This window comes from Aeromicrobium sp. Sec7.5 (assembly GCF_036867135.1).
GTDB lineage: Bacteria > Actinomycetota > Actinomycetes > Propionibacteriales > Nocardioidaceae > Aeromicrobium.
The window spans coordinates 175,831-199,385 of sequence record NZ_JBAJIJ010000002.1 but is presented as its reverse complement, the minus strand read 5'-3'; the positions used below and the strand labels follow the sequence as shown (position 1 = coordinate 199,385).

Genomic DNA, 23,555 nt, shown 5'->3' with positions numbered 1-23,555 from the left:
CGATGCCGACGCGATGCCATGCTGGCGAGGTGAAGCGCGCGCTGGTGGTGGGTCTCGTCCTCCTCGCGGGCGCCGCGACCGTGTACCTCGGGGCGACGACCGACGCCTGGTTCCTCGACGCCGTCGGGGTCGTCGTCGTCCTTCTCGGTCTCGTGGGCGTGCACGACCTGGTGCAGACCCGGCACAGCATCACGCGCAACTATCCGATCGTGGGCCACCTGCGCTTCCTGCTGGAGCACATCCGTCCCGAGATCCAGCAGTACTTCGTCGAGACCAACACGGCGGGCACGCCGTTCGACCGGGAGACGCGCGACCTCGTGTACGACCGTGCCAAGGGCAACCACGGCGAGGAGCCGTTCGGCACGGAGCGCGACGTCAACGCGGTGGGCTACGAGTTCGTGGCCCACTCGATGCGCGCGCGCCCGAAGCCCGACTCGGCCCAGCCGCGGGTGCGTCTCGGCGGCCCGCACTGCGCCCGCCCCTACGACATCGCCCTGCTCAACGTCTCGGCCATGAGCTTCGGCTCGCTCTCGGGCAATGCGATCGAGGCCCTCAACGCGGGCGCGGCGCTCGGCGGCTTCGCGCACGACACCGGCGAGGGATCGATCTCCCGCCACCACACTGCGCACGGCGGAGACCTCGTGATGGAGGTCGCGTCGGGCTACTTCGGCTGCCGCACGCCCGAGGGGCGCTTCGACGACGAGGCGTTCGCCGCCCGGGCGGAGCTGGACCAGGTCAAGGCGATCAGCATCAAGATCTCCCAGGGGGCCAAGCCGGGGCTGGGCGGACTGCTCCCGGGGTCGAAGGTCAACGCCGAGGTCGCCGAGGCGCGGGGCGTGCCGATCGGCACCACGGTCGTCTCACCGCCCACGCACCCCGAGTTCTCGACGCCGCTGGGCCTGGTCGACTTCATCGACCGGCTCCGAGGCCTCAGCGGCGGCAAGCCCGTGGGCTTCAAGATCTGTATCGGCTCGCGCCGGGAGTTCCTCGCGATCTGCAAGGCGATGCTGGAGCGGGGGAGCGCCCCGGACTTCATCATCGTCGACGGATCCGAGGGCGGAACCGGCGCCGGTCCGGTCGAGTTCGAGGACCACGTCGGCATGCCGCTCACCGAGGCACTGATGTTCGTCCACAACGCCTTGGTCGGCGTGGGCCTGCGGCCTCAGGTCAAGATCGGGGCGAGCGGCAAGGTCGCGACGGGCATCGACATCGTCAAGCGCATCTGCCAGGGCGCCGACTTCACGATGTCGGCACGGGCCATGATGTTCGCGATCGGGTGCATCCAGGCGCAGACGTGCCACACCAACACGTGCCCCGTGGGCGTCGCGACGCAGGACGCCTCGCGGGCGCGGGCCCTGGTCGTGGACGACAAGATGCATCGGGTGTTCCAGTACCAGGAGAAGACCGTCAACTCGGCGCGCCAGATCGTCGCCTCGATGGGCCTGGACAGCTTCGACCAGCTCAGCCCGCGCAAGCTCTTCCGACGGATCGACCCGCAGGTCACCACGACCTACCAGGAGCTCTTCGCGTGGCTCGAGCCCGGCGAGCTGCTCACGGCGCCGCCCGAGGCGTGGGAGCGCGACTGGCGCGAGGCCGTGGCGAGCTCCTTCGAGGCCGCCAGCGATCTCGACCCCTCCGAGCGACGTCCGGCCATGAGCCGCGGCGACGACTGAGCGCCGTCACCACGCGCATCCGCCGGTCGGGGTACGGAGCCGTGCCCTGCAGAGCAGCACCAGGCGTCAGCCAGGCGAACCGTCAGATGCGGACGTCGCCGTGGGGGGTGCGGAATGTGACGGCGAGGATGCCGGGCATGCCGTTGGGGGCGGCCCAGTCGACCTTGATCGACTCGAGCGCGTCGAAGACCGTCTCGCCGAGCCAGTCGGCCACGCGCTGCGGATCGCCGGCGATCTCCATCTGCACCAGCTCGACGTCCGAGGGCGCCGCCTGCGACGGGTGCTCCTCGGGGGCGATGTCCCAGCGGGTCACGTACGGGAGCTGCGGGTCGGCCTTCATCGAGCTCGTGCCGATCTGGTGCCACTCGAGGTTGAAGCCGTCGGGGCGGTGACGGTTGCCGGGCACCGCGTGGCGACCCATGCGCTCCTCGACCTCGGCCAGCTGCTCGACCGCGAGGCACCAGTGCAGCCAGCCGCCGCCGGCCTCGGACCGGGCACGCACGACCTGGCCGAACGCCAGCTTGTCGGCGGCCGGGTGGTCGAGCACCTCCACGACCTCGAGGTACTGACGATTGCGCAGCGGCAGGATCCGGTTGCGCGTGCCGAAGCGCGGATGGACCCCTCCGTCGACGAACGTCGAGCCGAGCGCAGAACCGAGCTTCTCCGTCGTGGCGTCGAGCCCATGAGGCCCCACGGCGAACGTCACGTGGTCGAGATGCATGCCGTCAGTCTCGCCCGGGCGACTCGACCGAGATTTCTCAGGGTGGCCTAAGTCACGTGGGCGGCACGGGCGAGGGGCGTGCCGAGGCGGGGTGGGGGACGGGGATGCCTGCCGCCTCGAAGGCCTCGCAGTGGCGGGCGAGCTCGTCGTAGCCGGCAGCGCCCATGAGCGCGGTCAGCTCGGGCCGGTTGGACCGGTAGACCGGTTCGGCCCCGACGTGCGCCTCGGTGTTCGACGAGCAGTACCAGTCGAGGTCGTGGCCCCCGGGGCCCCAGCCCGCGCGCACGTACTCGCCGATCGTGACCTCGGTGTACTCGTCGCCGTCACCGGGATCGACGTCGCGGAACTGGCGGCGCAGCGGCAGCTGCCAGCAGACCTGCGGCTTGGCCTCGAGCGGCTCGATCCCCTCGGCGAGGGCGAGGCCGTGCAGCGCGCACCCGTAGCCGCCGGAGAACTCGCGGGAGTTGTGGAAGATGCAGGCACCCTCGACCGCACGGGTCTTGAGCTCGCCGTCCTCGTCGCGCTCGGTCCAGCCGTTCGCGAGCCCGTCGTCGTGGCGCTCCCACCGTTCGGGCGTGAGGCGCTCGACGAAGGTGGCGACGGTCTCGTGGTCCTCGTCGTCGGCGAAGTGCGCCCCGAGCGTGCAGCACCCGGCCTCGGGACTGGACTCGTAGATGCCGGGGCAGCCGGCCCCGAAGATGCAGGTCCAGCGCGAGGTCAGCCAGGTGAGGTCGCAGCGGAAGACCTCGGACGTGTCGTCCGGGTTGGGGAACTCCACCCACGAGCGGGGGAATCCGAGGTCGACTTCGGGCATGGTGCCGGCCACTCTACGTCGGGGCGGCCCGAGCGCGAGCCGAGCGCGTGGGACGATGGCCGGCATGCGCATGGGCGTTCTCGACATCGGCTCGAACACGGGGCACCTCCTCGTGGTCGACGCCTTCCGTGGTGGCCCACCGGTCGCGGCCTACTCCTACAAGGAGCCGCTGCGACTGGCCGAGCACCTCGAGCACGGCGCGGTCACCGAGGACGGCGTCCGCCGGCTCGTCGCGTTCTGCCAGGAGGCCAAGCGCGCGGCCGAGGACCAGGGGTGCTCCGAGGTCATGGCGTTCGCCACCTCCGCGGTGCGTGAGGCGAGCAACGCCGAGGACGTCATCGCCGAGGTCAACGCCTCCACCGGACTCGACCTGCAGGTCCTGGGCGGCGCCGACGAGGCACGTCTGACCTTCCTGGCCGTGCGTCGCTGGTTCGGGTGGTCGGCCGGACGCATGGGCGTGTTCGACATCGGCGGAGGGTCCCTCGAGATCGCCGCCGGCGCCGACGAGAGCCCGGATGTGGCGTACTCGCTGCCGCTCGGCGCGGGTCGGCTCACGCGGGACTGGATCGACGCCGGTTGCGGGGTCGACGACCTGCGCCGCCACGTGCGTGCCGAGATCGCCGCGGGTGCCGGTCCGATCCTGCGCGCCGGAGCGTTCGACCACGCCGTCGCCACCAGCAAGACCTTCCGGTCGCTCGCCCGGGTCTGCGGCGCCGCCCCGTCGGGCGAGGGCCGTTTCGTGCGCCGGTCCCTGGCGCACGCCGACCTGCTGACGCTCGTCGACAAGCTGCGCGAGCTGACCGTCGAGGAGGTCGCCGATATGCCGGGCGTCTCGGCCGACCGCGCCCACCAGCTGCTCGCCGGGGCCCTCGTCGCCGACGCCACGATGAGCCTGTTCGGCCTCGAGCGGCTCGAGGTCTGTCCGTGGGCGCTGCGCGAGGGTGTGCTGCTCGAGCGCATCGACCGACTCTGAGACCGGGGGAGCCGCGCCATGACCTCCACGATCGTCCTGACCCTGACCTGCCCGGACCGCGCGGGCCTGGTCTTCGCTGTCTCCCGGTGGATCGCCGAGTCGGGCGGGAACATCCTCGACAGCCAGCAGTTCACCGACACTGCCGACGGGGAGTTCTTCCTCCGGGTCCACTTCGACCACCCGGAGACGGTCGCCGCGCTCCGGGAGTCGTTCTCGCCCGTCGCGGCCGACCTCGACATGGTCTTCCAGCTCGTCGCGGCCGAGCGCCCGACCCGCACGCTCGTGATGGTGTCGAGGGAGGGGCACTGCCTCAACGACCTGCTGTACCGGCAGAGCACGGGGGCGCTCCCCGTCGAGGTGCCGGCCGTCGTGTCGAACCACCGCGATCTCGAGGGTCTCGCGACCGCGTACGGCGTGCCGTTCCACCACGTGCCGTCCGGCGACAAGGCCGCCGCGGAGGCCACCGTCCTGCGCCTCGTGGCGGAGCTCGACGTCGAGCTCGTCGTGCTGGCGCGGTACATGCAGATCCTGAGCGACGGCCTGTGTCGAGCCCTCTCGGGGCGGGCGATCAACATCCACCACAGCTTCCTGCCCAGCTTCAAGGGCGCGCGCCCGTACGCCCAGGCGCATGCCCGCGGGGTCAAGCTGATCGGTGCGACCGCCCACTACGTCACCGCCGACCTCGACGAGGGGCCGATCATCGACCAGGAGGTGCAGCGCGTCGACCACCGGATGACGCCCGCCGACCTGGCCCGCGTGGGACGCGACGTGGAGGCCCGCACGCTCTCGCGCGCCGTGGCCCTGCACGCCGAGTCGCGCGTCCTGCTCAACGGCCCGCGGACGGTCGTCTTCGACTGAAGCGCGCCCCCCAACCGGGGGCGGTGAGTGTTCCACCCTTGGTGGCTGGGGCGGTGAGTGTTCCACCGCACCAGCTCTGGGGCGGTGGAACACTCACCGCCCGTCCGCCCGTCCGCCCGTCCGCCCGTCCGCCCGTCCGCCCGTCCGCCCGTCCGCCCGTCCGCGCGAAGGTGGAACACTCACCGCCCCGGGGCGGGCTGGAGGGTGAACCGGTGCCCGGTTCCTGGGGGTCGGGCCTAGGCTGGCCGTCGTGTCCTCTCCCGTCCGTGTGTCGCTGTCGACGTCATCGGTGTACCCGGGTTCCACGGCCAGCGCCTTCGAGGCTGCTGCGCGGGTCGGCTACGACGGGGTCGAGGTCATGGTCGGCACCGACGAGGTCAGCGCCGACATCGAGGCGGTCACGCGGCTGGCGGAGTTCCACGGCGTCCAGGTCGTCTCGGTCCACGCGCCGACACTGCTCCTGACCCAGCGCGTCTGGGGCACCGAGCCGTGGGGCAAGCTCCATCGGGCCGCTGACATGGCGAACGCCGTCGGGTGCGACACGATCGTGGTGCACCCGCCGTTTCGGTGGCAGCGCGAGTACGCCGCCGAGTTCGTCCAGGGCATCGCCGACCTCGAGGCCGAGCACGGCCTCACCTACGCCGTCGAGAACATGTACCCCTGGCGCACGGGCCGCCGCGAGTTCCAGGCGTACGCCCCCGACTGGGACCCGGTCGGCCAGGACTACGCCCACGTCACGGTCGACCTGTCGCACAGCGGTACCGCCAAGCAGGACCCGGTCCAGATGGTCCGCGACCTGGGCGACCGGCTCGCGCACGTGCACATCGCCGACAGCATGGGCAGTGCCAAGGACGAGCACATGATCCCCGGCCGCGGCAGCCAGCCGTGTGCGGAGTTCCTCGCCGAGGTCGCCCGGTCGGGCTACTCCGGCGAGGTCGTGGTCGAGATCAACACGCGCAAGGCGCTCGACACCCGCACCCGCGAGGACGCGCTGATCGAGGCCCTGGACTTCACCCGCCGCCACCTGGAGCCGTGATGGTCACGGGAGGCCAGCTCCTGGCGTTCGGCCTGGCCGTCACGAACCACCGCTGACCCATCAGCCCACCGGCTCCTCCGGCGCCGCTCGCCCGAGTCGCTCGGCCAGGATCGAGCTCACCACGAGCTGGAACTGGTGGTAGATCATGAGCGGCAGCACGATCAGCGCCGCCGTGGCCCCCGGGAACAGCACCGCCACCATCGGCAGCCCGCTCGCGAGGCTCTTGGTCGATCCGCAGAACATCAGGGCCATCCGGTCGGGTCGGGTGAACCCGCCCCAGCGCCCCACGAGGGCAGTGCCGCCCAGGGCCAGCGCGAGCAGGGCCGCGCAGACCACGGCCACCAGTGCGAACGACGAGGCCGGCACGGCCGACCAGATCTCGGCCTCGGCACCTTCGCTGAACGCGACGTACACGACGACGAGGATCGCACTGCGATCGAACCGCTTGAGCCAGCCGTCGTTGCGCTCGACCCAGCGACCGACCAGCGGGCGCAGCAGCTGGCCGGCGGCGAACGGGGCGAGCAGCTGCGCGACGATGCGGGCGATCGAGCCGCCGTCGACGCGACCCTCGCCCCCCATCAGCAGCGCCACGTAGAGCGGGACGAGGAAGACCCCGACGAGGTTCGACGTCGAGGCGCTGACGACCGCCGCCGCGGTGTTCCCGTGCGCGATCCGGGTGTAGACGACGCAGCCCTGCACGGTCGACGGCACGAGGCAGAGCAGCAGCACCCCCGCTGCCAGCGGCCCCGGCAGGACCGACTCGGGCGTCAGGCGCACCAGCAGCCCGACGAGCGGGAACGCGACGAAGGTCGTGGCGAGGATCGTCAGCTGCAGGCGCCAGTTGCGCAGGTTGCGCAGGGTGTCGGCAGTCGAGAGTCGGGCGCCGTAGAGGAAGAACAGCAGCCCGATCGTGACCATTGCGCCGATCTTGACGACCTCGAGCCCGTCGCCCGTGGCCGGCAGGAACGTCCCGACACCGGCGACCGCGAGGAGCAGCAGGAGGAACGGATCGAGTCGCACCCGTCGACCCTAGAGCGGGGCGCGCGTCCCGCGGCGCGCGGCTTAGGCTGGCGACATGACGACGATCGCGTTCCTGGGTGCCGGTGTCATGGGCGAGACGATCCTCGCCGCGATCCTGAGGGCCGGTCAGGCTCCTGGCGACGTACGGGTCGCCGAGAAGAGCCCCGACCGGGCCGAGGCGCTCCGCTCGGCGCACGGTGTGACGGTGACCGACGCGCGTAGCGCGGTCGAAGGCGCCGACGTCGTCGTCGTGGCGGTCAAGCCCCAGGACGTGCCGGCGGTGCTCGCCGACGTGGCCGACGCCGTGTCGCCGTCGTCCACGGTCGTCTCGATCGCTGCGGGGGTGCGCACGGCGACCTTCGAAGCGGCACTTCCCGCCGGGACCGCCGTGGTGCGCGCCATGCCGAACACCCCGGCGCTGGTCGGCCAGGGAATGTTCGGCATCTCGGCGGGCTCGTCGTGCACGCGGGAGCAGGTCGAGGCCGTGGCCGCCCTGCTCGGCACCGCCGGCGAGGTCGTCGTGGTCGACGAGTCGCTGCAGGATGCCGTCACGGCGGTCTCGGGGTCCGGGCCCGCCTACGTCTTCTACCTCGTGGAGCAGATGATCGCCGGCGGGGTCGAGGCGGGGCTCGACGAGGCCACCGCTCGGGTGCTGGCCACCCGCACCCTCGTGGGGGCCGCGACGCTGCTCGACCGCTCCGGCGACGAGCCGGCCGAGCTGCGTCGGCGGGTCACCTCCCCCGGCGGCACGACGGCCGCGGCGATCGCCACGTTCGACGAGTCCGGTGTCGCCGCCGGACTGCGTGCCGGCGTCGTGGCGGCGGCCCGGCGCTCTGCGGAACTGTCCGGCTGACGCCGGGGGGGCGGAACTGTCCGGCTGACGCCGGGGGGCGGAACTGTCCGGCTGACGCCGGGAGCCGAACTGTCCGGCTGACGCCGGGTCAGCGGTCAGCGACCGAGGCTCGGGGACTACCCTCGAGAGGTGGGTCACAACCATCGTCCGGTCGTCGTGTTCGACGAGGCGGTCACGTCGTACAACTTCGGTCCGACCCACCCCATGGCGCCGGTCCGCGTCGAGCTGACGTTGGAGCTCGCCGGGGGGCTCGGGGTGCTCGACCACCTCGACCTGGTCGGAGCGGTCTCGGCCACCGACGACGAGCTCGCCGCGATCCACTCGACCAGCTACATCGAGCGGGTGCAGAAGCTCAGCGCCCACCCGATCCACCGCGACCTCGGCATCGGGCTCGGCGGTGACGACAACCCGGTCTTCGGCGGGATGCACGAGGCCAGCGCGCTCATCGCCGGCGCCAGCGTGGAGGCGGCTCGCCGCGTGTGGACCGGTGAGGCGCCCCGCGCCGCGAACGTCGCCGGCGGCCTGCACCACGCGATGCCCGACCGTGCCAGCGGCTTCTGCATCTACAACGACATCGCGCTGGCGATCCGCTGGCTGCTCGACCACGGGGCCGAGCGCGTCGCGTACGTCGACGTCGACGCCCACCACGGCGACGGCGTCCAGACGATGTTCTGGGACGACCCACGCGTCCTGACGGTGTCGATCCACGAGGGCCCGCAGACCTTGTTCCCCGGCACGGGGTTCGCGACCGAGACCGGCGGGTCGCAGGCGCCGGGCACCGCCGTCAACATCCCGCTGCCGCCCGGCACGTCGGACGCCGGCTGGTTCCGGGCGTTCCACGCGCTCGTGCCGCAGGTGCTGCGGGAGTTCAAGCCGCAGATCCTCATCACCCAGCACGGGTGCGACTCGCACATGGACGATCCGTTGACCAACCTGATGCTCAGCGTCGACGGCCAGCGTCAGTCGTACGTCGTGCTCCGCGAGCTCGCCGACGAGCTCTGCGACGGCAAGTGGGTCGTCACGGGCGGCGGGGGCTACGCCGTCACCGAGGTGGTGCCACGGGCGTGGACCCATCTGCTCGGCATCGTGGCCGACCATCCGATCGACCCCGCGACCCCGACCCCGGCCGACTGGCAGGCGTTCGTCCAGCACCGTCAGGGCGTCGTGGCGCCGACGCGCATGAGCGACGGACGCACGCCGACCTACCGCCCCTGGGAGCAGGGCTTCGACCCCGCGAGCTGGCTCGACCGGTCGATTAACGCGACCCGCCAGGCCGTCTTCCCGCTGGTCGGCATCGACCCGCTCTACTGACGTGCCGCCCGCGGGCCGGCCGAGCCACGGGAGAGATGTGGCTCACGGTTCCTGAGGGTCTGCTGAGACGAATTCGGACAACCCCTGTACGCCCGGGACATCGACCCACTAGTGTCACCGACAAGCACGCGCGCTGCCTCTCCGGTGGGGAAGCCGGAGAGCGCGCGTGCCCTCACGTGGAAAGGGAACGCAGATGGCGTCCGCTGGCGAATTTCTGACCATTGCCGAAGTCGCGGCGCAGATGCGTGTCTCGAAGATGACCGTCTACCGTCTGGTGCACGGCGGTGACCTCGAGGCGGTGCGCGTCGGCCGCTCCTTCCGGGTCACGCAGAAGGCCGTCGACGACTTCATCGACAAGTCCTTCTACCAGGCCGGCTGAGCCCGCCGCCGGGTTCCTCCGGCACCGCGGTCCGTCACCGCGACCTCCGCCGGATCGGTCGTTCGTGCTCGCCGCTGTCGCTCCGCTGTTGGCGGTGTGTGCAGGTCAGGCCGAGGCGGGTACGCTGAGCCGTCATCTCCATCAACACCAGTACTGGGGTTCCTCTGTGGGTTCTGTCATCAAGAAGCGTCGCAAGCGGATGTCGAAGAAGAAGCACCGCAAGATGCTGAAGCGCACGCGCGTGCAGCGTCGTCGTCTGGGCAAGTAGTCCCCAGGCGCCATGGGCAAGGTCGTTCTGGTCACCGGCGTCTCCGACTCCTTCGCCACCCTCGTGGCACGGAGCCTTGCCGACGAGCCCTCGATCGAGAAGGTCGTCGGTGTCGACACCGTCCTCCCGGACGGTGACCTGAGTGGCGTCAAGTTCGTTCGAGCCGACATCCGCACCCCGGTCATCGGCAAGGTCATCGCGGTCGAGGACGTCGACACCGTCGTGCACCTCGACCTCAGCCCGCAGGTACGAGGTCGAGGCGGCGGCAAGGAGCTCAACGTCATCGGCACGATGCAGCTGCTGGCCGCGTGCCAGCGCTCGTCGGTCGTCCGCAAGCTCGTGCTGGGTTCGTCGACCGCGGTCTACGGCTCCTCGCCGCGCGACCCGGCGCTGTTCCGCGAGTCCACGAGCGCCCGTGGGGGAGTCCGCTCGGGCTTCCCGAAGGACATCGTCGAGGTCGAGTCGTACGCGCGTGGTTTCGCGCGGCGCCGGCCTGAGGTGCTGATCACCACCGTGCGCTCCGCCCACCTGCTCGACGTCGACCACTTCTCGCCGCTCGGGCAGTACTTCCGCAGCGCCGCCCTGCCGGCGGCCCTCGGTTACGATCCGCGCCTGCAGTTCGTCCACGTGCAGGACCTCCTGGCGGTCCTCGAGGAGTCGGTCCGCAAGGACCGCCCGGGCACCTTCAACGTGGCCGGTGACGGCGTCGTGCTCCTGTCCCAGGCCGCTCGACGCCTCGGCCGACCGGTCGTGCCGGTGCCTCCCTTCGGCTTCGCCGGCGGAGCACGCCGTGTCCTGCGCGCCGTCGGGTCCGACATCTCGCCCGATCTGCACCGCCTCCTGATGTACGGGCGCGTGGTCGACACGTCCGCGCTGAAGGAGATCTTCGGCTTCGAGCCGACCTACACGACCGAGCAGATCCTGGAGCAGTTCCGCCGCACGGTGCGGCCCGGGGTCCTGTCCGGGCTGGGAGCTCGGGCATGAGTGAGTCAGGGGGGACCACGTCATGAGCGACGATCCGCGCAAGAACATCGGTGCCCGGTCGGCCAAGCCCGGCTCGGGTCGCACCTCGCCGTCCTCGGCCGCACGATCCCTCGCCGGAGGGTCGGCGCCCCGCAAGCCCCCGACCAAGGCCAAGCCGAAGACGCCCGCCAAGCCTGAGGCCGCGTCCGCGGAGTCGGCGCGGAAGACCGCGAGCACCTCCAGCCCGACGAAGAAGCCGTCGAAGTCCACGGCCTCGAAGCCTGCAGCCTCGAAGTCCGCGACCTCGAAGCCGGCCACGTCGAAGAGCTCGAGCCCGAAGGCACCGTCGTCCACGGGCGGTCGCGCGAGCAGCACCGGCGGCCCCGCGACGACGCCCAGCTCGTCCGCCCGCAGCACCGCCACCGGTACGCGCCTGCGCGCCGTCACCGACGACGACGCCGCTCGCGCCGCCGCCGATGCGGCGGAGGAGGCGCAGCGCCGCACCCGGTCCGCGGGTGCCACCCCGGCCGCGGCGGGCATCCCGATCGACGAGATCGTCGCGGCCGTGATCCAGGCCGCACAGCGCGTCCTCGGCTCGGACTGGGACACCCGGCTCGCCACGCTGTTCGCGGGGCTCCGCCGCCGCATCGGTGGCGAGTACGCGGTCGACGAGTTCGGCTTCGACCCGCAGATCACCGAGATCCTCGTCGGGGCCGTCGAGCCGCTCGCCGAGAAGTGGTTCCGGCTCGAGGTGCGCGGCGTCGAGAACATCCCCACCGAGGGGGGCGCGCTGCTCGTCTCGAACCACTCCGGCACGGTGCCCATCGACGGGGTGATGGTCGGTTACGCCGTCAAGAAGTACGCGCAGCGCAACCTGCGCCCGCTGGGCGCCGACCTGGTCTTCCAGCTGCCGTTCGTGAGCCAGCTGGCCCGCAAGCTCGGCGCCACGCTGGCCTGCACCGAGGATGCCGAGCGACTGCTGAGCAACGGCGAGCTCGCCGGTGTCTGGCCGGAAGGCTTCAAGGGCATCGGCAAGCCGTACGCGGAGCGGTACAAGCTGCAGCGATTCGGTCGCGGTGGATTCGTGTCGTCGGCCATGCGCGCGCAGGTGCCGATCGTCCCGGTCTCGATCGTGGGCGCCGAGGAGATCTATCCCCTGATCGGCAACGTCCCGTCCCTCGCCCGCCTGATGGGCGTGCCCTACCTGCCGATCACGCCGTTCTTCCCGCTGCTCGGTCCACTCGGCCTGGTGCCGTTGCCGAGCAAGTGGATCATCGAGTTCGGCGAGCCGATCCGCACCGACGCGTACGAGCCGGAGGCGGCCGACGACCCGATGCTGCTGTTCAACGTGACCGACCAGGTGCGCGAGACGATCCAGCAGACGCTCTACACCCTCCTCGTCGACCGAGGCAGCGCCTTCTTCTGAGGGTCAATTCGTTCTGCGGGTATCCCGCCAGATCAGACAAGCGGCATGGACGACAGCCGTGGCTACGGCTGGAGAAGCGGTGAGCCTACAGACTGCGTCAGCCACCCGTGGTGACCATGGGCCGAGCCGAAGGCGAGGCAAGCGCCCGGACGAAGTCCGGCACCGGCGAGGAACGAGCCGGTGATGCGACGAGGTACGAGTCGCGCGCTCTACTTCTGACCCAGCAACCCGCCGAGGAGCGACGGCACCAGGCCTTCCTCACCCAGCAGGCTATCGACGAGCGGGGTGACGATCGGGACCTGAGGCGCAGGGGACGGCGTCGACGAGGGGGCCGGGGTGGTCGGCTGCGTGAGCAGGGGGGTCTTGGAGGGCGTGGGGGCCGGCGCGCCGGTGGCCGAGGGCGATGACTTGGTGGGCGTCGGCGCGGGACCAGCGCTGGGTGCGGCGGAGGTCGTGGTGCCGTCCGTGGGGCTGGCGATGGCCTGGAGCTCGGGCAGCGTGATCGGGCCGCACTCGAGGCAGAGCGCGCTGGCCTGCGTGGCGATGTCGCGCACCGTGTTCATCGCGAGCTCGACCGGGTCCGACGACGTGGACGTGGACGTGGACGGGAACTGCTCGGCCAGATCGGTCAACGTGCCGGCGGACTCGACAGCGAAGTCGTTGACCGACTCGACCGAGGCGCTCTGGCCTTCGGCCTCGTAGTCCGTGAACAGGTCGGCCGTGCCGGCGTCGGCCTGGTTGCGGAAGTCAGCCAGGGCCGTGGCGGAACGTTCGAGGTCGCCCTCGTCGGCCAGGTGCTCGGCCTCGGCGAGGCGCTCGCGCGCCTGCTCGAGCTGGAACGTGCCGCGTGCCTCGTCGGTCCGGTGCAGGGCGAGCTCGACCGACTCGACACTGCGCTTGACGCCGTAGAGCATGTCGCCCGGGACGGCCTGCGCGCTGGAGGCGACGATGCCGACGCCACCGACCGCGACGAGCGCGGCGGCGCTGAGTCGGGCGACGCGGCGGCGGAGGCCGCTCGTGCGCGGCGCCGCCACGGCCGTGGCGGCCGGACGGGGGTGGGCGGTCAGCAGCTCGGGGGCCTCGGCCATGAGGCGCTCGCGCAGGGCCAGGCGGAAGTCGTCGGACGGGGCCACGGTGGCGGCGCGGGCGCACAGGATCTCGGCGTGCCGGACCAGCTCGGTGACGGCCGCGTCAGCGGGCGCGCCGCGGAGAGCGGCCTCGAATGCATCAGCCTCGCGCTTGTGGCTCGTCATGATTCCTGCCTTGAAGCCATCGGGTGGTCACAGTACCGAACGACCATGAGACGGCGGGAGTTACGAATCATGACGCGGAACGGACGGGTCAATGTCATCGGACGTCCTCCGTCACGTTCTTGGCGAGTCGTCGGACCGCCCGCAGCTGGAGCTGCTTGACGGCTCCTTCGCTCCGGCCGAGGGCCGCCGCGGTCTGGGCGATCGAGAGTCCCTGCATGAAGCGCATCAGGATGCAGTCGCGCTGCTCCTCCGGGAGCGCGTTGACCGCCTCGAGGAGCATCGCGTTCGAGACGAGGTTCAGCACCTCGTCCTCGGGGGTCGGCGGGCTCGAGCGCGTCTCCGGGACGGAGTCGGACACGATCTCGAGTCGGGCGCGGCTGGACTTGAAGTGGTCGGTGATCAGGTTGCGGGCGATCGTGGTGAGCCACGCGCCGAAGTCCTTGCCCTGCCAGCTGAAACGGCTGATCGCGCGGAGGCCGCGGACGAAGGTCTCGCTCGTCAGGTCCTCGGCGAGCTGCGCGGAGCCGACCCGGTAGTAGACGAAGCGGTAGATGCCGCCGACGTAGTGGTCGTAGAGCTGGCCGAACGCCTCGGCATCGCCCTCGACTGCCAGATCCACGAGGGCCCGCAGACGCAGCCCCTCGGCGTCCAGGTGCGGCTCGGGGTCACTGCCGCCGGAGCCGGAACCGGGGCTGGGCGTGGAGTCGACGTGGGCCAGGGCGGCGAGCAGACCGCGGTCGTCGACGTGAGCACCGGCCACGGCCAGCACCCCGCGAAGTCCTACCAGATTCTCCCGCATGACCCTCCCAGATCAGTCTGAGCCTATCCGCCGGGAGCCCGTTCGCCCAGAGATTTCGAGAAATTGGCGGGAGGGAGTCAGCGACGCAGGCGGCGAGCGACCTGCCAGGCCGCCACTCCAGCCCCGGCCATGCCAGCCGTACGGGCCCCGGCCAGCGCCACGCGACGACCGGTGCGGTAGTCGCGGATCTCCCAGTCGTTGGCCCGTGCGTGGGAGCGCAGGGTCGTGTCGGGATTGACCGCGCACGGGTGTCCGACGAGTGACAACATCGGCAGGTCGTTGCTGGAGTCGGAGTACGCCGAGCATCGCGACAGGTCGAGGCGTTCGCGCTCCGCGATGGCCCGCACGGCGACGGCCTTGCCCTCGCCGTGCAGCATCTCGCCCACCAGCTGGCCGGTGTAGACGCCGTCGACGTGCTCCGCGACCGTGCCCAGCGCCCCGGTCAGGCCGAGCCGCCGGGCGATGACCTGAGCGATCTCGACCGGTGCCGCCGTGACGAGCCAGACCCGTTGGCCGCGGTCGAGGTGGGCCTGCGCGATCGCGCGGGTGCCCGGCCAGATCTTGTGCGCCATGTGCTCGTCGAAGATCTCCTCGCCGATCTCCTCGAGCTCGGTCACGCTGTGCCCGGCGATGAACGACAGGGCCGAGCTGCGGGCCTTCGCGATGTGTTCTGGGTCCTCGATGCCGGAGATCCGGAAGTAGGCCTGCTGCCACACGGCGCCGGCGAGGTCGCGGGCCGAGAAGAAGTCGCGCCGGTAGAGACCACGGGCGAGATGGAAGATCGAAGCGCCCTGCATGATGGTGTTGTCGACGTCGAAGAAGGCGGCGGCCCGCGGGTCGGCCTCGGGTGCGAGCGCGATCTCGACCTCCGCCGCCGCTGCGGCGGCCTGGCCCGCCAGCACTGATCGCGACTTGAGGTTGCGCCGCCGATCGGCCGGCGACACGGGCCGGGGGACGGACGGCGGGCGGCTCATGCGGTGAGGCTACCGCGCGCCGTGGGGCCCGGGCGGGTGTTCGGAGGCGAACCGGGGGAGCGGTGTGGAAGAGTTGCCGCGTGACCGTGACCGTGAACGTCAGCGAGATCCTCGCCGTCGCCGCGCGCCGTGACCCGGAGGGCACCGCCCTGGTCGAGGCCCGCGAGGAACGTCGAGCCGTCACCTGGGCCGAGCTGGACCACGCGGCCGACGCCGTCGCCCGCGGTCTCAGCGCCCGGGGGCTCCGGGCCGGTCACCGCGTCGCGCTGGTGATGGCCAACCGCATCGACCTGGTCATCGCGTACTTCGCCATCCTGCGTGGGGGCATGGTCGCTGTCCCCATCAACCCGCGCTCGACCCCCGCCGAGGTCGAGCGCATGATCACCGACTCCGGAGCCCGGGTCGTCCTCGCCGACGGGACCGCCGTCGACGCGGTCCGCGCGGCGGCCTCGGGCCTCGAGAACCTCACCGTCGTCGTCGACGGTCCGTCGCCCGAGGGCGGCGAGGTCGCGTTCACGGCGTTCCTGGACGCCGCCGTGCCGTCGCCCCCGGCTGCGCCGGCCGATCCCGAGGCGCTCGCGGTCATCCTCTACACGTCCGGCACGAGCGGACGCCCCCGCGGCGTCATGTTGTCCCACCGGGCCCTGCTCGCCAACATCGAGCAGGTCGCCACGCTCGACGTCGTCTCGGCCGACGACGTATGCCTCGGCCTGCTGCCGATGTTCCACATCTACGGCCTCAACTGCGTCCTGGGGCAGGCGGTCCACCAAGGTGCGCCGCTCGTCCTGGTCGACGGCTTCGACCCCGACGCCCTGCTCGACCTCGTCGTCCGCGAGGGCCTGACCTACCTCGCCGTGGCTCCGCCGGTCGTCGCCGCGTGGTCGGGACGGACCGACCTGCGCGAGAAGCTGGCCTCGGTCCGGGTCGTCGTGTCGGGCGCCTCGGCACTGGATCCGGACCTCGCCCGCGACTTTCGCGACTCGTCGGGGCACGTCATCGAGCAGGGGTACGGCCTCACCGAGGCCTCGCCGGTCGTGGCGGTCACGATCGGGTCTTCCCGCGACGCCGACGGTGCGCCGAAGCCGTACTCGGTCGGCGCCGTCCTGCCGGGCATCGAGGTCCGCGTCGTCGAGACCGTCGCGGGGCGTGAGGCGTCCCCCGGCGACCCCGCCGAGATCTGGGTGCGGGGCGACAACCTGCTCACGGGCTACTGGCCCGACGGCAGCGACGGACCGGACGCGGACGGCTGGTACCCCACCGGTGACGTGGGCCTGCTCGACGACGACGGTGACCTCACGCTCGTCGACCGGCTGCGCGAGCTCGTGATCGTGTCCGGCTTCAACGTCTACCCCCGTGAGGTCGAGGACGTCATCGCCGAGGCCCCGGGCGTCGACCAGGTCGCCGTGGTGGGCCTGCCGCACGAGGAGACCGGCGAGCAGGTGCTCGCGTTCGTCGTGCCGCTGCCCGGCACCGACGAAGGTGAGGTGGTGGCCGCAGTGGCGGCCGCGTGCCGCACCCGGCTGGCGCGGTTCAAGCAGCCCACCACGATCGAGATCGTCCAGGGACTCCCGTACTCGCCCACGGGCAAGGTCGCCAAGGGCCGGCTCCGGGCGCTCGCCCGGGGATCGGACCTGGGGCTGCGATGACCTCGGGTCCGTCCGCCGGCGCCTCGTCCGAGGTCCTGGGCTCGGCGCGCGTGGTGCTCCTGGTGCGTGACGGCTGTCACCTGTGCGAGGTGGCCACTGCTGTGGTCGAGTCGGTGACCCAGGAGACCGGCGACACGTGGACCACGGTGGACGTCGACACCGATCCCGCCCTCGCGGAGCAGTGGAACGACGAGGTGCCCGTGACGTTCGTCGACGGGCGGCAGCACGACTTCTGGCGGGTGGACCCGCAGCGGCTCCGCGCAGCTCTCGCGGGCTGACACGGCGACGTCACATCGTGACGATTTGGTGAACGACGAGCACCGATCGTAGACTGTGGGGGCGCCGCAGGCCTGTCCCGTCAGGGAAATCCCGAGGTTCGCGGTGCAGGAGAACTGTGACGATTCTGCACCCCTTCTTCCGTGATCTGGACTCCGATGACTCGGCGGTGAGCGTTCCGTGAGTGTGCTCGTGCTGGGCATGTCCCACCGCACCGCCCCGATCGAGGTCCTCGAGCGCGCGTCCCTCGACACCGACGACGGCGTCAAGCTGTCGCACAAGGTCCTCGAGTCCCCGCACATCAGCGAGTCCGTCGTGATCTCCACGTGCAACCGCGTCGAGGTGTACGTCGAGGCCGAGCGCTTCCACGGGGCCATCGAGGAGCTGTCGCGCCTCTTCGCCGACCACGCCGGGCTCGGGCGTGAGGAGCTGGTGCACCACCTCTACGTGCACTACGACGACGCCGCGGTGGCCCACCTCTTCTCGGTCGCGGCCGGGCTCGACTCGATGATCCTGGGCGAGAGCCAGATCCTGGGCCAGGTCCGTCTGTCGCTGCAGTCGGCGCAGGCCGAGTCCACCGTCGGCCCGGCGCTCAACGCGCTGTTCCAGCAGGCGTTGCGTATCGGCAAGCGCGGCCACGCCGAGACCGGCATCGACCGCCTCGCGCCCTCGGTCGTCACGGCCGCGCTCGACGCCGCCGGCGAGGCCATGGCGGCGTGGGTGCCGGGCGACGGGCGGCAAGATCGGCACGGGGTGCCGGGCGACGGGCGGCAGATCGGTGCCGAGACCCGGTACCTCGTGGCCGGCGCCGGCACCATGGCGAGCCTCGCGGTGCGCACACTCGTCGAGCGTGGCGTCGCGCCCGAGAGCATCATGCTCACGAACCGCACCTACCAGCGCGCCGCGGAGTTCGTGGCCACGTTCGGTGTCGGAGCGGTGCGCTGGGAGTCCCTCGACGTCGAGCTGCAGGGCGCCGACGTCCTCATCAGCTGCACCGGCGCGACCGGCGTCGTGTTCGACCAGGAGCGCATCGCGCGGGCCACGCAGGACGGCCGGCCCATGACCCTGGTCGATCTCGCGCTCCCGCGCGACATCGCCGCCGACGTCACCCAGCTGCCCAACACGACCCTCATCGACATGCAGGTCCTCGGCGAGCGTGCGGCCGACTCCGAGGTCGTCTCGGACGTCGCCGCGGTGCGCGCGATCGTCGATGGCGAGGTCGGCACGTTCCTGGCCGCCAAGTCCGCCTCGCGCGTCACGCCGACCGTCGTCGCCCTGCGCGGCATGGCGGTCGAGATCGTGGAGTCCGAGACCGAGCGCCTCGAGGCTCGCCTCGGAGATCTCTCCGACGTGCAGCGGGCCGAGATCCGCCGGGCGCTGCGCCGGGTCTCCGACAAGCTCTTGCACCAGCCCACCGTGCGGGTGCAGCAGCTCGTCGACGGGCCCGCCGGGCTGACGTACGCCGACGCTCTCGCCGACCTCTTCGCGCTCGACCCGTCCGCGGTCGACCGCGTCTCCGCCGTGGGGGAGGGGGCTGCCAATGACTGAGCCCCTGCGCCTCGGCACGCGTGCCAGCGAGCTCGCGCGCACGCAGTCCGGCCACGTCGCCGACCGCGTCCGCGAGCTCACCGGCCGCGAGGTCGAGCTCGTCACGATCAGCACCGAGGGCGATCGTTCCTCGGCCCCGCTCGACCAGATGGGCGGCACCGGGGTGTTCGTGGCCGCGCTGCGTGATGCACTCGTCGCCGGCGACGTCGACTTCGCGGTGCACTCGCTCAAGGACCTCCCCACGGCTGACGACCCGCGCCTCGTGCTCGCCGCGGTCCCGCCGCGCGAGGACGTCCGCGACGCCCTCGTGGCCCGCGACGGCCTGACCCTCGGCGAGCTGCCCCCGGGCTCCCGCATCGGCACCGGATCGCCGCGACGTGCCGCGCAGATCAACGCGCTCGGCCTCGGCGTGGAGGTCGTCCCGATCCGGGGCAACGTCGACACCCGACTGGGCAAGGTGCGCTCGGGCGAGGTCGACGCCGTCGTCCTGGCCCGTGCCGGGCTGCTGCGCCTCGGCCGCGCGGACGAGGCCACCGAGGTGCTCGACCCGATCCAGGTACTGCCCGCTCCCGGTCAGGGTGCGCTCGCCGTCGAGTGCCGCTCCGACCGGACCGACCTCATCGATCTGCTCGGGGTGCTCGACGACCCCGACACCCGTGCCACCATCACGGCCGAGCGCACGTTGCTCGCCACCTTGGAGGCCGGCTGCAGCGCGCCCGTCGGAGCCTTGGCCGAGGTCGCCTGGGGCGACGACGGCGATGAGCTCTGGCTGCGCGCCGTCGTGGCCGACCCGTCCGGAAGTCCATCCATCCGCCTGTCCGCGATCGGCGTGCCCTCCGGCGCCGCCGCGCTCGGCCTCCGTCTCGCCACCGAGATGCTGGCCGAGGGTGCCGACCAGATCATGGCTCCCGTCGCCTGATCGGTCGATCCGACCCGACCACCCGCAGACCCCGTCTGCACCAGAAGGAAGTACCCACGTGACCACCACCACCGCGACGCCGGACGCCACGTCCGTGCCGTCTCGTGCCAGCAAGCCGGCCAAGAAGCTCGGACGCGTCAGCTTCGTCGGCGCCGGCCCGGGCGACGCCAGCCTGCTCACGGTCCGCGCGGCCGAGCTCCTGCTCCAGGCCGATGTCGTCATCACCGAGCTCCCCGAGCAGATCGCCCTCGTCCCGGGCGACGCCGAGATCGTCGACGGCGGACTGGGTGAGGACGGCGCGCTGCTCACGCACGCGGCTCGCGCCCGGCTCGTCGTCCGCCACGCGAAGACCGGCGCCCACGTCGTCCGGCTCATCAGCGGCGACCCCTTCACGTACGCCACGGGCCCGGAGGAGGCCGCCGCGTGCGCCAAGGCCGGCATCGAGTTCGAGATCGTCCCCGGCATCTCGTCGGTGCAGGCCGTCCCGGCGTACGCCGGGGTGCCGCTCACCAACCGTCAGCACCGCGAGTTCCGCGTCGTGAGCGTCGGCGACACCCAGGTCGCGTGGGAGGAGCTCGGCAGCGACGACACCTTGGTGCTGCTCTCCGCCGTCGCGCGGATCGGCGAGGCGGCCGACGGCCTCATCGCCGCCGGGCGCTCGCCGCAGACCCCCGTCGCGATGACGCGGGTCGGCACCACGACCGAGCAGAGCACGATCGTCTCGACGCTCGAGGGCATCGCCGCCGACGCGAAGGCGGCGGGCATGACCGCGCCGGCCATCACGGTCGTCGGCGAGGTCGTGCAGATGCGCGACGCGCTGTCGTGGTTCGAGACCAAGCCGCTGTACGGCTGGCGCATCCTCGTGCCCCGCACGAAGGAGCAGTCGGCCAGCCTGGCGTCGCGCCTGCGCGGGTACGGGGCGGTGTCCGAGGAGGTCCCCACCATCTCGGTCGAGCCGCCGCGCAACCCGCAGCAGATGGACAAGGCCGTGCGCGGCCTCGTGGAGGGCCGCTACGAGTGGGTCGCGTTCACGAGCGTCAACGCCGTCAAGGCGGTCCGCGAGAAGTTCGAGGAGTACGGGCTCGATGCCCGCGCCTTCTCGGGTCTCAAGATCGCCGCGGTCGGTGAGAAGACCGCCGAGGCCATCGCCACGTGGGGCATCCGTCCCGACCTGGTGCCCACCGGTGAGCAGAGCGCTCGCGGTCTGGTCGAGGAATGGCCGCCGTACGACGAGACGCTCGACCCGATCAACCGGGTCTTCCTCCCGCGCGCCGACATCGCGACCGAGACCCTCGTCGCGGGGCTGATCGACCTCGGCTGGGAGGTCGACGACGTCACGGCCTACCGCACGGTGCGGGCGGCGCCGCCGCCGGCGCCGATCCGCGACGCGATCAAGACCGGCAAGTTCGACGCGGTCCTGTTCACGTCGAGCTCGACGGTGCGCAACCTCGTCGGCATCGCGGGCAAGCCGCATCCGTCGACGATCATCGCGTGCATCGGTCCGGCCACGGCCAAGACCGCCGAGGAGCACGGCCTGCGGGTCGACGTCATGGCCGAGTCGCCGTCCGTCGAGGTCCTGGCCGACGCGCTGGCCGCGTTCGGCGCGGCTCGTCGCGTCGCGTTCTTGGAGGCCGGCGAGCCGGTCACCAAGCCGTCCCAGCGCCGCCCGTCCACCCGGCGCAAAGCCTGACGACAGGTTCGAGAACGACCAAGGGGTCGTGGTCGCTCCGGCGGCCACGACCCCTTGGTCGTTGGTGGCCGCGGAACAGCGGCATGGACCAGAGCGCGGTTGGGGCGGCCGCGGTCAGCCGCCCCGTTCCCACGGGGACCGAGGATGATGCATCTGGGTAGTCCCGGCTGCCGAGGTGCATCATCCGTGATGTCTCGCGAACGACCGATGATGCATGCGGGTCGCCCTGGCTGCCGGGGTGCATCATCGTCAGTCCGCCAGCGGCCGGACTAGGCTCGATCCCATGACGAACCTGCCGCACCGCCCGCGTCGCCTGCGTTCCTCGCCGGCCACGCGACGGATCGTCCGCGAGACCCACACCGTCGCGTCGCAGCTCGTGCTGCCGATGTTCGTCGCCGAGGGCCTGGACGAGCCGCGGCCCATCGCGAGCATGCCGGGCGTCGTGCAGCACACCCGGGAGTCGGCGAAGAAGGCCTACCGCGAGGCGGCCGAGCTGGGGCTCGGCGGCGTCATGCTGTTCGGCGTCCCGGCGTCGAAGGACGCCACGGGGTCCGGGGCGCTCGACCCCGACGGCATCCTGAACCTGGCGATCGCCGACGCGCGGGCCGAGGTCGGTGACGACCTGCTGGTCATGAGCGACCTCTGCCTCGACGAGTTCACCGACCACGGTCACTGTGGCGTGCTCGATGCGCGGGGCCGGGTCGACAACGACGCGACCCTCGAGGTCTACGCGGCCATGGGGGTGGCCCAGGCCGATGCCGGCGCCCACTGGGTGGGTCCCAGCGGCATGATGGACGGCCAGGTCGGGGTCGTGCGTGCCGCGCTCGACGCCGCGGGCCACACCGACGTCGCGATCATGGCCTACACCGCGAAGTACGCCTCGGCCTTCTACGGCCCGTTCCGCGAGGCCGTGGACTCCTCGCTCCAGGGCGATCGCCGCACGTACCAGCAGGACCCGGCCAACGCCCGGGAGGCGCTGCGCGAGCTGGGGCTCGACCTCGCCGAGGGGGCCGACGTCGTGATGGTCAAGCCCGCGCTCGGCTACCTCGACCTCGTGGCGAAGGTCCGCGAGCGCACCGACGTCCCCGTGGCGGCCTACAACGTGTCCGGGGAGTACGCGATGGTCGAGGCGGCGGCCGCGCAGGGCTGGATCGATCGCGAGCGGGCGATCGACGAGACGGTCCTGTCGATCCGACGGGCCGGAGCCGACATCGTGCTGACCTACTGGGCGGCCGAGCTCGCCGCGCGCCTGCGCTGACGGCGGGTGCCGGCGAGGTCGGGCACGCGCGGCAGCCGGCCGGACCAGACGACGCCGACCACCACGAGGGCCCCACCCACGACCTCGAGCCCTGACGGGTGCTCGTCCAGGACGATCGCGGCGGTCAGGAGCCCGACGACCGGGACGAGCATTGAGAACGGGGCGACGACGCCCGCGGGGTGGCGCTTCATGAGCCAGACCCAGATGCCGGACCCGACGACGGTGCCCAGGACCACGGTGTAGGCCAGGCCCAGCCATGCGGGGAGCGCTGCCGCGCTGCCGGCCGTCGACCACGCGTCGCCGATGCGGGCCGGGCCCTCGACGACCAGCGACAGGGCCAGCATCGGCAGCGGCGGCACGACGGCCATCCAGCAGATCAGGTGGAGGGGACGCTCCGGTGCCGCCAGGCGGGTCGAGACGTTGCCGAACGCCCACCCGAGGGCGCCGAGCACGACGAGCCAGAACGGCCACCATCCGTCGGCACCACCGCGGGAGAGGCCGACCAGGCCCAGGCCGGCGACCGCGACCGCGATGCCGGCGAGGCGCCGGGCGGTCAGCGTCTCGCGCAGGAGCACGGCACCGAGCACCACGGTGAACGGGGCCGAGGCCTGCAGCACGAGCGAGGCCAGTCCCGTCGGGAACCCGGCCTCCATGCCCAGGTAGAGCCCCAGGAACTGCACGATGCCGAACCCGACGCCGTAGCCCAGCAGCCAGCGCGTCGGCACGTCCGGCCGTGGCACGAACAGCAGCGTCGGCACGGCCAGCAGCGCGAACCGCAGCGCCACGAGGAAGATCGGCGGGAACTGCTGCAGGGAGGCGTGGATCGCGAGGAAGTTGACGCCCCAGAGGGCGGCGACGAGGCAGGCGAGCGCGATGTGGCGAGGGGGCACGGATCGA

At 71.9% G+C, this 23,555-nt stretch carries 23 protein-coding genes; 16 read left to right on the top strand and 7 right to left on the bottom strand.

What is annotated here, in order from left to right; all coding sequences use genetic code 11:
- Positions 1-29 precede the first annotated feature (29 nt).
- Positions 30-1,673: an FMN-binding glutamate synthase family protein gene (locus tag V6S66_RS14250; protein ID WP_334207456.1), complete on the top strand. Its 1,644-nt coding sequence runs from the start codon at positions 30-32 to the stop codon at positions 1,671-1,673.
- 82 nt (positions 1,674-1,755) lie between these two features.
- Here the strand turns inward: V6S66_RS14250 and V6S66_RS14245 are convergent, their stop codons facing one another.
- Together V6S66_RS14245 and V6S66_RS14240 are read right to left on the bottom strand one after the other, a co-directional pair.
- Positions 1,756-2,394, bottom strand: a complete 639-nt coding sequence (locus tag V6S66_RS14245) for a VOC family protein (protein WP_334207455.1) — start codon at positions 2,392-2,394, stop codon at positions 1,756-1,758.
- A 52-nt stretch (positions 2,395-2,446) separates the two neighbouring features.
- The gene (locus V6S66_RS14240) at positions 2,447-3,208 is read right to left on the bottom strand and encodes a hypothetical protein (RefSeq protein WP_334207454.1); all 762 of its coding nucleotides are present in this window, start codon (positions 3,206-3,208) and stop codon (positions 2,447-2,449) included.
- Between the two features lie 64 nt (positions 3,209-3,272).
- Between V6S66_RS14240 and V6S66_RS14235 the strand changes: the two genes are divergently transcribed.
- The 3 genes from V6S66_RS14235 to V6S66_RS14225 all read left to right on the top strand — a co-directional run bounded on the left by V6S66_RS14235 (position 3,273) and on the right by V6S66_RS14225 (position 6,075).
- A complete protein-coding gene (locus V6S66_RS14235; RefSeq protein ID WP_334207453.1) occupies positions 3,273-4,181 on the top strand; it encodes a Ppx/GppA phosphatase family protein in 909 nt (302 codons plus the stop codon).
- 18 nt (positions 4,182-4,199) lie between these two features.
- Positions 4,200-5,039, top strand: a complete 840-nt coding sequence (purU, locus tag V6S66_RS14230) for a formyltetrahydrofolate deformylase (RefSeq protein ID WP_334207452.1) — start codon at positions 4,200-4,202, stop codon at positions 5,037-5,039.
- 250 nt (positions 5,040-5,289) lie between these two features.
- Positions 5,290-6,075 carry a sugar phosphate isomerase/epimerase family protein gene (locus V6S66_RS14225; protein ID WP_334207451.1) on the top strand — a complete coding sequence of 262 codons (786 nt, stop codon included), beginning with the start codon at positions 5,290-5,292 and terminating at the stop codon, positions 6,073-6,075.
- Between the two features lie 60 nt (positions 6,076-6,135).
- Here the strand turns inward: V6S66_RS14225 and V6S66_RS14220 are convergent, their stop codons facing one another.
- Positions 6,136-7,095, bottom strand: coding sequence for a bile acid:sodium symporter family protein (locus V6S66_RS14220; protein WP_334207450.1), 960 nt, complete (start codon positions 7,093-7,095; stop codon positions 6,136-6,138).
- Between the two features lie 55 nt (positions 7,096-7,150).
- Here V6S66_RS14220 and proC point away from each other — a divergent pair, with 55 nt between their 5' ends.
- From proC to V6S66_RS14190, 6 genes are all read left to right on the top strand, one after another.
- Entirely contained in the window at positions 7,151-7,948 is a 798-nt protein-coding gene (gene proC / locus V6S66_RS14215) for a pyrroline-5-carboxylate reductase (RefSeq protein WP_334207449.1), read from the top strand.
- 129 nt (positions 7,949-8,077) lie between these two features.
- Positions 8,078-9,259: an acetoin utilization protein AcuC gene (locus V6S66_RS14210; protein WP_334207448.1), complete on the top strand. Its 1,182-nt coding sequence runs from the start codon at positions 8,078-8,080 to the stop codon at positions 9,257-9,259.
- Between the two features lie 193 nt (positions 9,260-9,452).
- Complete coding sequence (locus V6S66_RS14205) at positions 9,453-9,638, top strand: helix-turn-helix domain-containing protein (protein ID WP_334207447.1); 186 nt, start codon at positions 9,453-9,455, stop codon at positions 9,636-9,638.
- A gap of 166 nt (positions 9,639-9,804) precedes the next feature.
- A complete protein-coding gene (locus V6S66_RS14200; protein WP_019143756.1) occupies positions 9,805-9,906 on the top strand; it encodes a 30S ribosomal protein bS22 in 102 nt (33 codons plus the stop codon).
- Positions 9,907-9,918: 12 nt separating this feature from the next.
- Positions 9,919-10,890, top strand: coding sequence for an NAD-dependent epimerase/dehydratase family protein (locus V6S66_RS14195; RefSeq protein ID WP_334207446.1), 972 nt, complete (start codon positions 9,919-9,921; stop codon positions 10,888-10,890).
- 22 nt (positions 10,891-10,912) lie between these two features.
- The gene (locus tag V6S66_RS14190) at positions 10,913-12,295 is read left to right on the top strand and encodes a lysophospholipid acyltransferase family protein (protein WP_334207445.1); all 1,383 of its coding nucleotides are present in this window, start codon (positions 10,913-10,915) and stop codon (positions 12,293-12,295) included.
- 209 nt (positions 12,296-12,504) lie between these two features.
- Here the strand turns inward: V6S66_RS14190 and V6S66_RS14185 are convergent, their stop codons facing one another.
- The 3 genes from V6S66_RS14185 to V6S66_RS14175 all read right to left on the bottom strand — a co-directional run bounded on the left by V6S66_RS14185 (position 12,505) and on the right by V6S66_RS14175 (position 15,321).
- A complete protein-coding gene (locus tag V6S66_RS14185) occupies positions 12,505-13,548 on the bottom strand; it encodes a DUF5667 domain-containing protein (protein ID WP_334207444.1) in 1,044 nt (347 codons plus the stop codon).
- Positions 13,549-13,642: 94 nt separating this feature from the next.
- Entirely contained in the window at positions 13,643-14,347 is a 705-nt protein-coding gene (locus V6S66_RS14180; protein WP_334207443.1) for a sigma-70 family RNA polymerase sigma factor, read from the bottom strand.
- Between the two features lie 77 nt (positions 14,348-14,424).
- Positions 14,425-15,321, bottom strand: a complete 897-nt coding sequence (locus V6S66_RS14175) for an HAD family hydrolase (RefSeq protein WP_334207442.1) — start codon at positions 15,319-15,321, stop codon at positions 14,425-14,427.
- Between the two features lie 80 nt (positions 15,322-15,401).
- Here V6S66_RS14175 and V6S66_RS14170 point away from each other — a divergent pair, with 80 nt between their 5' ends.
- From V6S66_RS14170 to hemB, 6 genes are all read left to right on the top strand, one after another.
- Positions 15,402-16,967, top strand: a complete 1,566-nt coding sequence (locus tag V6S66_RS14170; protein WP_334207441.1) for a class I adenylate-forming enzyme family protein — start codon at positions 15,402-15,404, stop codon at positions 16,965-16,967.
- The gene (locus tag V6S66_RS14165) at positions 16,964-17,245 is read left to right on the top strand and encodes a glutaredoxin family protein (protein ID WP_334207440.1); all 282 of its coding nucleotides are present in this window, start codon (positions 16,964-16,966) and stop codon (positions 17,243-17,245) included. The genes V6S66_RS14170 and V6S66_RS14165 overlap by 4 nt, the downstream gene beginning before the upstream one ends.
- Before the next feature lie 178 nt (positions 17,246-17,423).
- Positions 17,424-18,791 (top strand): glutamyl-tRNA reductase, encoded by a 1,368-nt coding sequence (locus tag V6S66_RS14160; protein ID WP_334207439.1) that lies wholly within the window; start codon positions 17,424-17,426, stop codon positions 18,789-18,791.
- A complete protein-coding gene (hemC, locus tag V6S66_RS14155) occupies positions 18,784-19,710 on the top strand; it encodes a hydroxymethylbilane synthase (RefSeq protein WP_334207438.1) in 927 nt (308 codons plus the stop codon). The genes V6S66_RS14160 and hemC overlap by 8 nt, the downstream gene beginning before the upstream one ends.
- Before the next feature lie 58 nt (positions 19,711-19,768).
- Complete coding sequence (locus tag V6S66_RS14150) at positions 19,769-21,400, top strand: uroporphyrinogen-III synthase (protein WP_442885930.1); 1,632 nt, start codon at positions 19,769-19,771, stop codon at positions 21,398-21,400.
- A 283-nt stretch (positions 21,401-21,683) separates the two neighbouring features.
- Entirely contained in the window at positions 21,684-22,658 is a 975-nt protein-coding gene (gene hemB / locus V6S66_RS14145; RefSeq protein WP_334207437.1) for a porphobilinogen synthase, read from the top strand.
- Here hemB and V6S66_RS14140 read toward each other — a convergent pair.
- Positions 22,622-23,548, bottom strand: coding sequence for an EamA family transporter (locus V6S66_RS14140; protein ID WP_334207436.1), 927 nt, complete (start codon positions 23,546-23,548; stop codon positions 22,622-22,624). The two genes, hemB and V6S66_RS14140, sit on opposite strands and share 37 nt — an antisense overlap.
- Between the last annotated feature and the right edge of the window lie 7 nt (positions 23,549-23,555).

Bases quoted from the DNA above. Each gene is read 5' to 3' on its own strand.
- V6S66_RS14245 (WP_334207455.1), bottom strand. From the start codon at position 2,394: ATGCATCTCGACCACGTGACGTTCGCCGTGGGGCCTCATGGGCTCGAC.
- V6S66_RS14240 (WP_334207454.1), bottom strand. From the start codon at position 3,208: ATGCCCGAAGTCGACCTCGGATTCCCCCGCTCGTGGGTGGAGTTCCCC.
- V6S66_RS14235 (WP_334207453.1), top strand. From the start codon at position 3,273: ATGCGCATGGGCGTTCTCGACATCGGCTCGAACACGGGGCACCTCCTC.
- purU (WP_334207452.1), top strand. From the start codon at position 4,200: ATGACCTCCACGATCGTCCTGACCCTGACCTGCCCGGACCGCGCGGGC.
- proC (WP_334207449.1), top strand. From the start codon at position 7,151: ATGACGACGATCGCGTTCCTGGGTGCCGGTGTCATGGGCGAGACGATC.
- V6S66_RS14205 (WP_334207447.1), top strand. From the start codon at position 9,453: ATGGCGTCCGCTGGCGAATTTCTGACCATTGCCGAAGTCGCGGCGCAG.
- V6S66_RS14195 (WP_334207446.1), top strand. From the start codon at position 9,919: ATGGGCAAGGTCGTTCTGGTCACCGGCGTCTCCGACTCCTTCGCCACC.
- V6S66_RS14190 (WP_334207445.1), top strand. From the start codon at position 10,913: ATGAGCGACGATCCGCGCAAGAACATCGGTGCCCGGTCGGCCAAGCCC.
- V6S66_RS14185 (WP_334207444.1), bottom strand. From the start codon at position 13,548: ATGACGAGCCACAAGCGCGAGGCTGATGCATTCGAGGCCGCTCTCCGC.
- V6S66_RS14180 (WP_334207443.1), bottom strand. From the start codon at position 14,347: ATGCGGGAGAATCTGGTAGGACTTCGCGGGGTGCTGGCCGTGGCCGGT.
- V6S66_RS14175 (WP_334207442.1), bottom strand. From the start codon at position 15,321: ATGAGCCGCCCGCCGTCCGTCCCCCGGCCCGTGTCGCCGGCCGATCGG.
- V6S66_RS14165 (WP_334207440.1), top strand. From the start codon at position 16,964: ATGACCTCGGGTCCGTCCGCCGGCGCCTCGTCCGAGGTCCTGGGCTCG.
- hemC (WP_334207438.1), top strand. From the start codon at position 18,784: ATGACTGAGCCCCTGCGCCTCGGCACGCGTGCCAGCGAGCTCGCGCGC.
- hemB (WP_334207437.1), top strand. From the start codon at position 21,684: ATGACGAACCTGCCGCACCGCCCGCGTCGCCTGCGTTCCTCGCCGGCC.